Origin of the sequence: Pararhizobium sp. DWP3-4 (genome assembly GCF_049898205.1) — a bacterium.
Classification (GTDB): domain Bacteria; phylum Pseudomonadota; class Alphaproteobacteria; order Rhizobiales; family Rhizobiaceae; genus Pararhizobium.
Genome location: NZ_JAFCXF010000001.1, coordinates 181,301 through 193,194, shown reverse-complemented (window position 1 = coordinate 193,194; position 11,894 = coordinate 181,301). Strand labels below are relative to the sequence as shown.

Annotated in this window: 13 protein-coding genes; 3 read left to right on the top strand and 10 right to left on the bottom strand. The window is 60.2% G+C overall.

The features are described from left to right. Window positions 1-52 precede the first annotated feature (52 nt). The gene (locus ACP7E6_RS00940) at window positions 53-397 is read left to right on the top strand and encodes a hypothetical protein (RefSeq protein WP_426227073.1); all 345 of its coding nucleotides are present in this window, start codon (window positions 53-55) and stop codon (window positions 395-397) included. Window positions 398-465: 68 nt separating this feature from the next. Here the strand turns inward: ACP7E6_RS00940 and ACP7E6_RS00935 are convergent, their stop codons facing one another. From ACP7E6_RS00935 to ACP7E6_RS00915, 5 genes are all read right to left on the bottom strand, one after another. Beyond that, on the bottom strand, window positions 466-2,397 hold the full coding sequence (locus ACP7E6_RS00935) for a beta-galactosidase (protein ID WP_426227071.1): 1,932 nt from the start codon (window positions 2,395-2,397) through the stop codon (window positions 466-468). Next, complete coding sequence (locus ACP7E6_RS00930; protein WP_426227070.1) at window positions 2,397-3,494, bottom strand: ABC transporter ATP-binding protein; 1,098 nt, start codon at window positions 3,492-3,494, stop codon at window positions 2,397-2,399. Before ACP7E6_RS00930 ends, ACP7E6_RS00935 begins: the two co-directional genes overlap by 1 nt. 48 nt (window positions 3,495-3,542) lie before the next feature. After that, window positions 3,543-4,394 (bottom strand): carbohydrate ABC transporter permease, encoded by an 852-nt coding sequence (locus ACP7E6_RS00925; RefSeq protein ID WP_426227069.1) that lies wholly within the window; start codon window positions 4,392-4,394, stop codon window positions 3,543-3,545. Continuing rightward, window positions 4,394-5,302: a carbohydrate ABC transporter permease gene (locus ACP7E6_RS00920; protein WP_426227067.1), complete on the bottom strand. Its 909-nt coding sequence runs from the start codon at window positions 5,300-5,302 to the stop codon at window positions 4,394-4,396. The genes ACP7E6_RS00925 and ACP7E6_RS00920 overlap by 1 nt, the downstream gene beginning before the upstream one ends. A gap of 178 nt (window positions 5,303-5,480) precedes the next feature. Next, window positions 5,481-6,707, bottom strand: coding sequence for an extracellular solute-binding protein (locus ACP7E6_RS00915; protein WP_426227065.1), 1,227 nt, complete (start codon window positions 6,705-6,707; stop codon window positions 5,481-5,483). 159 nt (window positions 6,708-6,866) lie between these two features. Here ACP7E6_RS00915 and ACP7E6_RS00910 point away from each other — a divergent pair, with 159 nt between their 5' ends. Continuing rightward, window positions 6,867-7,832, top strand: coding sequence for a helix-turn-helix domain-containing protein (locus tag ACP7E6_RS00910; RefSeq protein ID WP_426227063.1), 966 nt, complete (start codon window positions 6,867-6,869; stop codon window positions 7,830-7,832). 108 nt (window positions 7,833-7,940) lie between these two features. After that, entirely contained in the window at window positions 7,941-9,077 is a 1,137-nt protein-coding gene (locus ACP7E6_RS00905) for an alpha-hydroxy acid oxidase (RefSeq protein ID WP_426227061.1), read from the top strand. A gap of 7 nt (window positions 9,078-9,084) precedes the next feature. Here the strand turns inward: ACP7E6_RS00905 and ACP7E6_RS00900 are convergent, their stop codons facing one another. From ACP7E6_RS00900 to puuE, 5 genes are all read right to left on the bottom strand, one after another. Beyond that, window positions 9,085-9,369: an addiction module antidote protein gene (locus tag ACP7E6_RS00900; protein ID WP_426227059.1), complete on the bottom strand. Its 285-nt coding sequence runs from the start codon at window positions 9,367-9,369 to the stop codon at window positions 9,085-9,087. Between the two features lie 141 nt (window positions 9,370-9,510). Continuing rightward, a complete protein-coding gene (uraH, locus tag ACP7E6_RS00895; RefSeq protein WP_426227057.1) occupies window positions 9,511-9,873 on the bottom strand; it encodes a hydroxyisourate hydrolase in 363 nt (120 codons plus the stop codon). A gap of 15 nt (window positions 9,874-9,888) precedes the next feature. Further along, the gene (locus tag ACP7E6_RS00890) at window positions 9,889-10,386 is read right to left on the bottom strand and encodes an ureidoglycolate lyase (RefSeq protein WP_426228482.1); all 498 of its coding nucleotides are present in this window, start codon (window positions 10,384-10,386) and stop codon (window positions 9,889-9,891) included. Window positions 10,387-10,428: 42 nt separating this feature from the next. After that, on the bottom strand, window positions 10,429-10,932 hold the full coding sequence (gene uraD / locus ACP7E6_RS00885; RefSeq protein WP_426227056.1) for a 2-oxo-4-hydroxy-4-carboxy-5-ureidoimidazoline decarboxylase: 504 nt from the start codon (window positions 10,930-10,932) through the stop codon (window positions 10,429-10,431). Continuing rightward, a complete protein-coding gene (gene puuE, locus ACP7E6_RS00880; protein WP_426227054.1) occupies window positions 10,932-11,861 on the bottom strand; it encodes an allantoinase PuuE in 930 nt (309 codons plus the stop codon). Before puuE ends, uraD begins: the two co-directional genes overlap by 1 nt. Between the last annotated feature and the right edge of the window lie 33 nt (window positions 11,862-11,894).

Genomic DNA, 11,894 nt, shown 5'->3' with positions numbered 1-11,894 from the left:
CATGACAAACAGTGCGGCGGAAACGGTTCAGCAGCAGTGAGAAGGAATTGGTATGAGCGAGAAGAAAAAGCGGATTTACCGGGCGTTGGTCGATGGGGCGACGGAGGGACTTTCGGACAAGGGGCTGTTTGAATTCGTGCAGAAGCGGGTGCCGAAAGTGTCAAGCAAGAATATCGTCAGAGCCTCCCTTCTCGCCCTGAGCGATCCCGACATCAAGGACGGCACCATTCTTCACACGATTTACGCGCTGGCGATCAAACATCGTTTGGATGGCGGCCATGAAGACGACGATGAGGACGTCGCGGCTCCGATTGCCGAAGTGGCGGCGACAGACACGCCGCCAAAAGCGAAGCGATCGAAAGCCAAGGACAAACAGGATACGCAGCCAAGCGCCTAATAGGAGCGAGCGGCGACAATTCCGGTCGGAAAATCGCCGCTGCTTTGATCAAGTCAAAAGCCGTTACTCTACACCTTCCAGGCCGTCACCGTCTGCGGCTTCACCTCTGCCTCGCCCAGGATGACCTTGCCCGTTGCCGGACTTGACCAGACCTCCGTCCCGTAATTGAACGCAAAGATCACGCCGCCTCGTTTGCGCAGCCGGATATGATCGGGGAGCGCCAGCGTTTCGACACCGGCTTTCGCCGCCAGATGGCTCAGCGTCTGCTGGAGCAGGCTCTCGTCCGGCCAGCAGGCGAGATAGCAGTGTCCGCCCTTGGCCGTCAGCGCCGGATCGCCATTGGCAAAATGCGCGAGTACGTCGCCGTCCGCCTCGACATATTCCCGCCAACGGATGGCGGCACCCGAGACGCTTCCAGACACGCTATCATCAAGCCCCGGACGCAGCGACGAAACCTGCGTGACGCGAACGCCCGTCAACCCGGCAAGCGGACCCGGCGGCAGGTTCTCCGGAATGGCGAATTGCCGGGTGCGCGAGCCGGAACGCGGACCATAGAGCACGGTTCCGTCAGCCGCGCTGAAGGCATCGAGCGCCGCCTCCGAGACGATCGCCAGCGAGGGCACAAGCACCAGCCTGTAGCCGTCGAGCGGCGCTCCCGGCGGCACGAAATCCACGTTGAGGCCGAGCTTGCGGACCGCCTCGTACCAGCGGAAGGCCAGTTCGTGATAGTGGAAGTCCCGGCCCTGCGGCTGGATCACGGTCGCCCAATAGGTTTCGTAATCATAGACGATCGCCACAGTCGCCTGTTCGGTTGACGGCAGTTCGCCTATCTCGACGATCTCGCGGCCGGTGATCTCCGCCTCGCGGCCACCAACGGACAGTTCGTCCGATCCGGGCAGGTTGAGCCCCGCGTGCATCTGCTCCTGCGCAAACGGTGCCTGGCGCCAGCGGAAGTAACTGACGACCTCGGCACCATGCGCCAAAGCCTCCCAGGTCCAGAGCCGCACCATGCCGGGTTTGGGTACCGGGTTCCACGGCGCCCAGTTCACCGGGCCGGGCTGCTGCTCCATGACCCAGAAACGGCCGCGGCCGACGCCGCGATAGAGGTCGTGATGGAACGGTGCGATATCGGGATGCGAGGTCTCGGCCCAGCGGTTCTTTTCCTCTTGGCTGAACGGAAATTTTTCGACGAAACCAATCGGATAGCTGTCCCAGGAGGCGATATCGAGGTTTTCACCGACTTTCCAATGGTCGAAATCATTGACGAAGCCCATGAAGTTGTGGGTGATCCAGCGGCCCGGCGAATGCTTGCGGATGATCTCGCACTGCATCTTGTCATAGGCCGCAACCTGCTGTGACTGAAAGCGCCAGAAATCAAGCCTTGCCGATGGATTGGTCTCCGTGACCGTCAGGTTCGGCAGCACGACATCGTCAAAGCTGTTGACCTCCATCGACCAGAAGACATTGCCCCAGGCCTCGTTCAACTGGTCGGTCGACTGGTAGCGGAGCCTCAGCCAGCGGCGGAATGCCTTCAGGTCTTCCGGTCCCCAGGATTGCGTCGTGTCGTGGCAGCCATATTCATTGTCGGTTTGCCAGCCATCCAGCGCCGCATGGTCGCCATAACGCTTGGCGAGAATCTCGACGATGCGCGCGCTCTCGCGCCACCAGACTTCGGAGGAAAACGTATAATGCCGGCGCGAGCCGAAGCCGCGCACGTGCCCCTGCTGATCCACCGGGGCGATATCGGGATGTTCATCCATCAACCATTTCGGCGGCGTCGCCGTCGGCGTGCCGAGCACGACTTTCAGACCTGCAGCACCCAAGGTATCCATCGCCCTGTCGAGCCAGGCAAAGTCGAATTCTCCGCGCTTCGGCTCCAGCCGCGACCAGGCGAACTCCCCGATCCGCACGAAGGAAATCCCAAGCTCCCGCATCCGGCGGGCATCCTTTGCCCACCATGCCTCTGGCCAATGTTCCGGATAATAGCAAACGCCCAGCATTACTTCGTCAAATCCCCGTTGATGATGGCGACGCCATTTGCGTCGAAGAGGTGGCAGGCTTTCGGTGGAATGCCGATGCGGAAATCCGCGCCCGGTTTTGCGGTGGCAAGGCCATCGGCCTTGACGGCGATATCGTGTCCGTCGGCAAGGCTGACATAGAACATGGTCTCGGAGCCGAGATATTCAGCGAGCCTGAGCTTTGCCGGCAGGATGGCGCCGTCTTTCGCATCGGCATCGATATGCTCAGGGCGAATGCCGAGCGTCACCGGCTGACCCTCGCCAACCTTCGCATTACCGGCAGGCAGCAGGACATCGACGCCGCCCGGCAAAGTCACGCGGATATGGTCACCTGCCGGGGCGGCCGTTGCCCGCAAAAAATTCATCTTCGGCGAACCGATGAAGCCGGCGACGAAAAGGTTCTTCGGCCGGTGATAAAGCTCCAGCGGCGAGCCGATCTGCTCGATCGAACCGGCGCTCAAGACGACGATCTTGTCGGCCATGGTCATGGCTTCTACCTGATCGTGGGTGACATAGATCATCGTCGCCTTCAAATCCTGATGCAGCGTGCTGATCTCGGTGCGCATCTGCACGCGCAGCGCTGCGTCAAGGTTGGACAACGGCTCGTCGAACAGGAAGACCTCCGGATTGCGCACGATGGCGCGGCCGATGGCGACGCGCTGACGCTGGCCGCCGGAAAGCTGCGATGGCTTGCGGGCCAGGAGCGGTTCGAGCTGCAGCATCTTTGCCGCATGCTTGGTGCGCTTGTCGATCTCGTCCGTGTCGTGGCCGGTCATGCGCAGGCCAAAGCCAATATTGTCGGCGACGGTCATATGCGGATAGAGCGCGTAGGACTGGAACACCATGGCGACGCCGCGCTCGGAGGGGCCGACATGGGTCATGTCATTGCCGCCGATCTTGAGTTCGCCGGAAGAAATATCTTCCAGCCCGGCGATCATGCGCAGCAGCGTGGACTTGCCGCAGCCGGACGGGCCGACGAAGACACAGAACTCGCCATCGGCGATGGTGAGGTCCACACCCTTGATGACGCTGACGGCGCCGAACTGTTTCTTGACATTGTGGAGCGTGACATCAGCCATTGGCCTTGCCTCCCGAAATGAAGTGAATGGTGGAAAAGCAGGCGGCGATCATCCCTTGGTCGCTCCCAGCGTCAGGCCGGCGATGAAGTGCTTCTGCATCAGAAAGAACATCAGCACCGGCGGCATGGCGGCGACGATGGAGCCGGCCGAAACCAGATGCCACGCGGCGATCCATTGGCCGTTGAGCGAGTAGAGCCCGGCCGTTACCGGCATGGCATGCTGTCCCTGCACCAGCACCGTCGCCCAGAAATAGTCGTTCCAGATGAAGGTGAAGACCAGTACCGAGAGGGCGGCAATGGCGGGCCTCATCAGCGGCAGCACGATATAGCGGAAGATCCGCCACTCGCTGACGCCCTCGACACGGGCGGATTCGATCAGCGCGAACGGCAGCGACTTGATGAAATTGCGCATGAACAAGGTGCAGAAACCGGTCTGGAAGGCGACATGGAAAAGCACGAGGCCGGAGATGCTGTCGTAAAGCCCCGCCTTCAGCGTCATGTCGCGCACCGGCACCATCAGGATCTGGAACGGAATGAAATTCCCGGCGACGAACAGGAAGAAGACGATCAAATTTGCGCGGAACTTGTAGACCGCCAGCGCGAAGCCGGAGAGACAGGCGAGGCCGACAGCGCCGATCACCGTTGGTATCGTCACCTTGAAGGAGTTGAGAATATACCAGCCGATCGGCGAATCCCGGAACACAGCGGTGTAGTTTTCGAAGCCGGCAAAGCGCGAGGGGATACCGAAATAGTTGCCGGCGGCGAGATCTCCGGACGGGCGGATCGAGGTAATGGCAACACCGATCAGCGGCAAGAGCCAGACGATCAGTGCGATCGGCAGGATGACCGTATAGCCGTGGCGCACCCAGGGAGCGGCCTTCTGGACAGGGGTTGGAAACATCAGGCGTTCCTTTCCTGCATCAGCATGCGCACGATAAACAGCGTGATGAAGACCATCATGATCATGAACAGAACGACCGCAATCGCCGCCCCATACCCCATGCGATAACCGTATTCCGACAGCGCCTGCTCGTACATGTAGAAGGACAGCACCCGGCTCGAGCCGTAGGGTCCGCCGTCAGTCATGATTGACACCAGGTCGAAGGAGCGCAGCGCGCCGATGACGGTGACGACGATGGCGATGAAGGTGGCGGGGCCGAGCTGCGGCAAGACGATGTTCCACAGCAGCGACCAGCCCTTGGCGCCATCCATACGGGCGGCTTCCACCTGTTCCGGATTGATATTGTTGAGGCCTGTCAGGTAGAGGATCATGCAATAGGCGATCTGCGGCCAAAGACCAGCGGCGATGATGCCCAGCGTCACGTAGCGCTCGTCGGCGAGGATGGCGATGTTTTCGCCGCTCACCGCCTTGATCAGCGCCGAGAGCAGACCGAAATCCGGCGCGTAGAACCAGGTGAAGATCAGTCCGACGACGACCTGGCTGATGACGAAGGGAAAGAAGAACAGCGACTTGTAAAGCCGGATGCCGGTGACCGTCTGGTTGAGGAACAACGCAACGGCAAGACCGGCGGGGACCGCCAACAGGTAGAGCACCAGCCAGAGAATGTTGTTCTTCAGCGACGTGTAGAACGCCTCATCATCGAGCAGCTCGGCATAATTGGCCATGCCGATCCAGGTTTTGGCGCCCATCCCGTCCCAGTCGTAGAAACTGATCCAGATGGATTCGAAGATGGGAATGATCACATAGATCGAAAACATGATCATTCCGGGCGCCAGAAACAGCCAGGGCGCGAGGCGCTGCTGGTTGCGTTTCCAGTAACTCGATGTCGCGGGAACGGTGCTGCTCATCGCGGCCCCTTTTTGATATCTATGAAATTGCGCGAAAGATGCCTCTTGCTCGGAGTACTGCCTCCCCCTTGTGGGGAGGGTTGGGGAGGGGCTTTCTTCTGTTTAAGACAAAAGAACCCCTCCCCGTCGCTCCGCTCCGACCCTCCCCACAAGGGGGAGGGTTATTCCGAGACAGTCGCTACTTATAAATCCGGCCGCGTGCCTTTTCGAGGCGCGCAAGGATGGCGTCGAGATTGTCCGGCTTGACCATGAACTGCTGAAAGCCTTCCATGCCGACCTTGGCCATTTCCGCCGGGGCGTCGCGGTCATAGAACTGGGCGAGCGCATAGGCATTCGCCAGCATCTCGAAGCCAGCCTTCAGGAAGGGATCGTTCGACTTGGCCGACTGGTTGTTGACCGGAAGCTGGCCGAGCACCTCGTTCATCTTGGTCTGCGCCTCGGGCGTTGCCAGGTAGGCGAGGAACTTGCGGGCATCTTCCTTGTTCTTCGCACCGGACGGGATGTGGAAGGATTCGGTCGGCGCATCTTCGGCCATCGGAATACCGGCGGTGATTTCCGGGAATTGCAGGAAGCCGATCTGGTCTTCCTTCAATCCGCCATCGACCATTGCTGCAACGGCGAAATTGCCCATCAGATACATCGGCGCCTTGCCCTGCACGAACTGCGGAATGGCGTCCTGCCAGTCGATGGCGGCGTGGTTTTCGAGGAAGTAGCCCGGCTTGACCAGTTCGCCCCATTTCTCGAAGACAGCCTTCACCTTCGGATCGGTGTAGGGAACTTTGCCGGCGGTCAAATCCATGTGGAATTCGTAACCGTTGACGCGCAGGTCGAGATAGTCGAACCAGCCGCCGGTCGGCCACAGGGCCTTTGTACCGATTGCAAACGGCGTCATGCCGGCCGCCTTGATCTTTTCGCAGGCGGCAATCAGTTCGGCCCAGGTCTTTGGCGGGGTGATGCCCTGCTCGGCGAAGATGTCTTTGCGGTAGTAGATGCCCCACTGATAGTAGGAATAGGGGATGCCCCATTTCTTGCCGTCGATTTCCATCGACTTGACGGCCGATTTCAGCTGATCGTCCAGTTTGTTTTCGGTCCAGAGGTCGGTGACATCCTCAAACAGGCCAGCCTTGACGAAGGGGGCCATGCGGTTGCCCGAGTACCAGGACACGACGTCCGGTGCATCGGCCGTCAGGAAGTTGCGGATCGCCGACTTGTAGCCTTCATGGTCGAAATTGTTCCATTTGACCGTGACGTCCGGGTGGGCAGCCTTGAACCCTTCGATCAGCGTTTCCATTGCCTTTTTCGGCGCCGGATCGGTCTGGTCGGAATTGACGACGAGTTCGCCCGCAAAAGCTGTCGAGACGGTCAGTGCATAGCCGAGCGCGATCGCGGCTTTAAAAGAATTCATGATATCCTCCCAAGGATAAGCGTGTGGTGCCGTTGCGTCCCGCAGGTCGTCTTGTTCCTCTCTCCCGCATGAACGCCTTGACCTTGCGGCCGAAACCCGCAATCTACTTCCGACATTTCAGCATAGACTTCCGGTTTCCTAACATCAGCAGGATATGAAATGACCCGCCGTCCGAAACTCGTGAACAGGCTCGGGGCGACCCCCGTCCATCCGGAGCGCGATCCGGCCCATCCGCTGGTGGTGTTTGGCGATCACCGGTTCTGCGCGGGCGACAACATCAATGTGCGGCGCATGGAAGGCCCGCACATGCACAGCCAGATCGAACTCAACTTCGTGCTCGAAGGCGAAATGACCTACTGGTTCGACGGGCGTGAATTGAGCGTTTCGGAAGGACGGCTCTGCCTGTTCTGGGGAATGATCCCGCACCAGGTGACGGATATCAAGGAACCGACGCGGTTCATCTGCCTCTACGTGCCCATGTCGGTTTTCCTGGCGCTTCCAAGCCTCAGCCGTTTTCGCGATGCCGTCTTTCGCGGCGCGATGATCGAGGCGCTCGATATCCGGCCTTATGACCGCGACGTCTTCATGCGCTGGCGCGAGGAGCTGCTCTCCGGTGACGACGAACTGGAGCAGATCGTCCGCGAGGAGCTCGGCGCGCGCGTGCGCCGTCTTGACCGCGAGGGCTGGCGCGATCTGCGCGAACAGGGGTCGGCCATCGCCTCCTTCGAACACCACGACGCCGACCGCATGTTCCATGTCGAGCGGATGATGCGCTTCATCACCGAACATGCGCTTGAAAACATATCGGCAGAAGATGTGGGCCGCGATGTCGGGTTACACCCGAACTACGCCATGGGCATCTTCAAGCGCACGGTCGGCATGACCATCAACCAGTCGATCGTCCGCCACCGCCTCGACACGGCACAATCGCTGCTGATCTCCACCGACCTGCCGATCACGTCTATCGCCTTCGAGGCCGGTTTCGGCTCACTCTCCCGGTTTTACGAGGCATTTCACGATCGTTTCGGCACCAAGCCGGGCACATTCCGCCGCCGCCTCGCCAAGCCGCCCAGAGCGCGCGAGGTCCATGCGACGGTAAACGGACAGATCGCCGGCGAAAACTGAGCACCATAAAAGAGGTAAAAATATTTTACCTCTTGGCGATTCCACACTTAACAATGGTTCTGGAAACATGGTATTGGCGGGCCATCTCTTGAGCTGGAAACATGCGCCATGTCCAAAATCCTCGAAATCAGCGACCTGAAGGCCCTCGCCAAGCGCCGCGTGCCGAAGATGTTCTTCGACTACGCCGATAGCGGCGCCTGGACGGAGGGCACCTACCGCGCCAACGAGGAGGATTTCCGCAACATCAAGCTGCGCCAGAGGGTGCTGGTCGATATGACCAACCGCTCGCTGGAAAGCACGATGATCGGTCAGAAGGTGTCGATGCCGGTGGCGCTTTCTCCGACCGGCCTGACCGGCATGCAGCACGCCGATGGCGAGATGCTGGCGGCACGCGCAGCCGAGGAATTCGGCGTTCCCTTCACGCTGTCGACCATGAGCATCTGCTCGATCGAGGACGTCGCGTCGGTGACGACGAAGCCCTTCTGGTTCCAGCTCTACGTCATGCGCGACCGGGAATTCGTCAAAAACCTGATAGACCGCGCCAAGGCAGCCAAGTGCTCGGCGCTGGTGTTGACGCTCGACTTGCAGATCCTCGGCCAGCGCCACAAGGACCTGCGCAACGGCCTGTCCGCACCGCCAAAATTCACACCAAAGCATATCTGGCAGATGGCGACCCGGCCGCTGTGGTGCATGCAGATGCTGCAAACGAAGCGCCGCAGCTTCGGCAACATCGTCGGCCACGCCAAGAACGTCTCCGATCTCTCCTCCCTCTCCTCCTGGACCGCCGAACAGTTCGATCCGCAGCTGTCCTGGGAAAATGTCGAGGAGATCAGGAAGATGTGGGGCGGTCCGCTGATCCTCAAAGGCATTCTCGATGTCGAGGACGCCAAGATGGCGGCGCGCACTGGCGCTGACGCGATCATTGTCTCCAATCACGGCGGCCGCCAGCTCGACGGCGCCCCCTCGTCGATCAGCATGCTGCCGAAGATCGTCGATGCCGTCGGCCACCAGATCGAGGTCCATGTCGATGGCGGCATCCGCTCCGGCCAGGACGTGCTGAAGGCCGTGGCGCTCGGCGCCAAGGGCACCTATATCGGCCGCCCGTTCCTCTACGGCCTCGGCGCCGGCGGCAAGGCCGGCGTGACGACGGCACTCGATATCATCCGCAAGGAACTCGACATCACCATGGCGCTCTGCGGCAAACGGGATATCCGCGATATCAACAGGGAAGTGATTGCGGAGTGATGACTGACTAGGCTGCAGTGACCGTCAATTTGACGCCCAGCGCCTTGACGACACCAAGGAGTGTCGAAAGCTTGGGATCGCCGTCTGCGCTCAAAGCCTTGTAGAGAGCCTCTCTTGTGACACCCGCATCCTTCGCGACTTTTGTCATGCCCTTCGCGCGAGCGACGACACCGAGGGCGGCAGCGATATAGGCTGTGTCGCCTGTTTCAAAGGCATCGTTGAGAAGCTCGGCATAGGCTTCCGGGCTATCGAGATACTGCGCCGCATCAAACGGCAATGTTTCAATGATCATGATCTATGCCAAATTGCCTGCGATTGACGCGATAACCCGGATTCCTCAGCTCCAGAATACAGCAAAGACTGTGAACTACAATTCACAAAGATCGCATGACAGCGAACAACAAAGATCTTTCAGGCCTTCCGAAAATCCCGCTCAACTCCCCCGATAAGTCGAGTAGCTGAACGGCGAGAGCAGCAGCGGCACGTGATAGTGGCTGCCAGCATCGGCAATACCGAAACGCAGCGGGATGAGATCGAGGAAGGGCGGTTCCGGCAGGACAGCGCCGGTTGCGCGCAGATAATCACCCGCATGGAACAGCAGCTCGTAAGTCCCGGCGGTAAAGGCTTCGCCCTCCAGCATCGGCCCATCGACGCGGCCGTCGCTGTTGGTTTCGACCGTGCGCAGCAGGCGGCGCGCCTCACCCTCGATCAAAAACAGGTCGATCTTCAAGCCCTTGGCCGGCTTGCCCAGCGCGGTATCGAGGACGTGGGTGGTCAGGCGGCCGGACGTGCTCATGGAACCTCGCTTGGATCAGAAGGGATTGGCGATGACGAAGGGTTCGTCGTAGGAAACCTCTTCCAGATTGTTGCCCGGGCCGTCGCGATCGACAACCAGGAAATCGCTGACCGCGCCGACCGCCATCAACGGATGATGCCAGACATTGCGGCCATAGTTGACGCCCTGTGCGCTGGTGGCCAGGAAAACGCGCGGCAAGCCCGGCTTTCCACCAACATCCGGCGCAACAACTGCAAGCCAGGAACCACCACCGATCGGCGAAAAGCTCTGCGAGCCCAGTGGATGGCGTTCCATCATCGTCACCGAATAGGGAAAGCTGCGCGGCTGGCCGCGGAAGATGTTGATGATGACACGGGCATCTTCGCCGCTCACATCGGCGCGGCCGAGTGCATGAAACCGCTCGGTGGAGCCACCGTTGATCAGCCGCATGGTGTCCGGATCAGGCTCGATAACTGTGCCGAAAGGCGCGAATGCCGCTTGCGTCAGCGGCTCGAACGTCAGGAACTGTGGCATCAGATCGTCAGTCCCGCCGTGAAATGGCATGGCGGTGTCGTCTCAGGCATTGTCTTCTCCCGGAAGCAGTGAACGCAAACGCAACAGCGCGATCTTTTCGACCTGCGCTGACGCCGTTTCAAATTCCTCTTCGAGATTATTGTCAATCCGCCTTTCGAAGGCAGCGACAATATCGTCCTTGTTCAGCCCCTTGACCGCGATGATGAAAGGAAAGCCGAATTTCTCCGTGTACGCAGTATTCAGCGCCGTGAACCGTGCATGTTCGGTAGCACTCAGGCGGTCCAGTCCGGCGCCTGCCTGCTCCGCCTTGGAATCCTCCGTCAGTCCGCCGGCGATGGCCAGCTTGCCGGCAAGATCCGGATGGGCGCGAAGAACTGCCAGGCGTTCGGCATGCGAGGCGTCACGAAACGGTGCGACCAGCGCTTCATGCACGGCATCGGACGTCAGCGAAATATCCGGGGTCGCGTCAAAAGCACGCTCCGCCACCCAGGGCGAATGCTCGAAGATCCCGCCAAATCGCGCGACAAACTCATCCCGCGCCAGCATCACAGACCCCCTTCCGGCTTGTGATGCTCCTGCCAGTGCCGGGCGATATCGATGCGCTTCGGCGTCCAGACCTTCTCGTGGCTGAGAACATAATCGAGGAACCGGGCGAGCGCTGCGGCCCGGCCCGGGCGGCCGACGAGACGGCAATGCAGGCCGACATTCATCATCTTAGGGCTGCCTTCCTTGCCCTCGGCATAGAGCACGTCGAACGTGTCTTTCAGATAGGCGAAGAACTGGTCGCCGGAATTGAACCCCTGCGGCGTTGCAAAGCGCATATCGTTGGCATCGAGCGTGTAGGGTATGATCAGGTGCGGCTTGTCCTTGGTGAGGCCCGGCACCCAATAGGGCAGTTCGTCGGCATAACTGTCGGAGGAATAGACAAAGCCGCCTTCTTCGATCACCAGCTTCAGCGTGTTGTCCGATGGCTTGCCCTGGTACATGCCGAGCGGGTGCGATCCCGTCAGCTCGGTGTGCAGGCGCACGGCATCGCGGATATGCTTGCGTTCTTCCTCCTCGGAAAAATCCTTGTATTCCAGCCAGCGGTAACCGTGGCTGGCGATTTCCCAGCCAGCTTCCTTCATGGCGGCGACCGCTTCCGGATTGCGCGCCATGGCAAGCGTCACGCCATAGACGGTGACATCGACATTGCGGCTGGTAAACATCCGCCACAGCCGCCAGAAGCCGGCACGCGAGCCATATTCGTAGATCGATTCCATGTTGAGATTGCGCTGGCCGGCCCAGGGCTGCGCGCCGACGATTTCCGACAGCAGCGATTCGGATGCCTTGTCGCTGTCGAGAATACAGCTCTCGCCGCCCTCTTCATAATTGACAACAAACTGCACGGCGATACGCGCATCGCCCGGCCAGCGCACCTGCGGCGGATTGCGGCCATAGCCGATGAGATCGCGTGGATAGGATTGCTCTGCCATTAAATCACCCTTCGAATTTGCCGGACGGTAGCA

Bases quoted from the DNA above. Each gene is read 5' to 3' on its own strand.
- ACP7E6_RS00940 (WP_426227073.1), top strand. From the start codon at position 53: ATGAGCGAGAAGAAAAAGCGGATTTACCGGGCGTTGGTCGATGGGGCG.
- ACP7E6_RS00935 (WP_426227071.1), bottom strand. From the start codon at position 2,397: ATGCTGGGCGTTTGCTATTATCCGGAACATTGGCCAGAGGCATGGTGG.
- ACP7E6_RS00930 (WP_426227070.1), bottom strand. From the start codon at position 3,494: ATGGCTGATGTCACGCTCCACAATGTCAAGAAACAGTTCGGCGCCGTC.
- ACP7E6_RS00925 (WP_426227069.1), bottom strand. From the start codon at position 4,394: ATGTTTCCAACCCCTGTCCAGAAGGCCGCTCCCTGGGTGCGCCACGGC.
- ACP7E6_RS00920 (WP_426227067.1), bottom strand. From the start codon at position 5,302: ATGAGCAGCACCGTTCCCGCGACATCGAGTTACTGGAAACGCAACCAG.
- ACP7E6_RS00915 (WP_426227065.1), bottom strand. From the start codon at position 6,707: ATGAATTCTTTTAAAGCCGCGATCGCGCTCGGCTATGCACTGACCGTC.
- ACP7E6_RS00910 (WP_426227063.1), top strand. From the start codon at position 6,867: ATGACCCGCCGTCCGAAACTCGTGAACAGGCTCGGGGCGACCCCCGTC.
- ACP7E6_RS00905 (WP_426227061.1), top strand. From the start codon at position 7,941: ATGTCCAAAATCCTCGAAATCAGCGACCTGAAGGCCCTCGCCAAGCGC.
- ACP7E6_RS00900 (WP_426227059.1), bottom strand. From the start codon at position 9,369: ATGATCATTGAAACATTGCCGTTTGATGCGGCGCAGTATCTCGATAGC.
- uraH (WP_426227057.1), bottom strand. From the start codon at position 9,873: ATGAGCACGTCCGGCCGCCTGACCACCCACGTCCTCGATACCGCGCTG.
- ACP7E6_RS00890 (WP_426228482.1), bottom strand. From the start codon at position 10,386: ATGCCACAGTTCCTGACGTTCGAGCCGCTGACGCAAGCGGCATTCGCG.
- uraD (WP_426227056.1), bottom strand. From the start codon at position 10,932: ATGCTGGCGCGGGATGAGTTTGTCGCGCGATTTGGCGGGATCTTCGAG.
- puuE (WP_426227054.1), bottom strand. From the start codon at position 11,861: ATGGCAGAGCAATCCTATCCACGCGATCTCATCGGCTATGGCCGCAAT.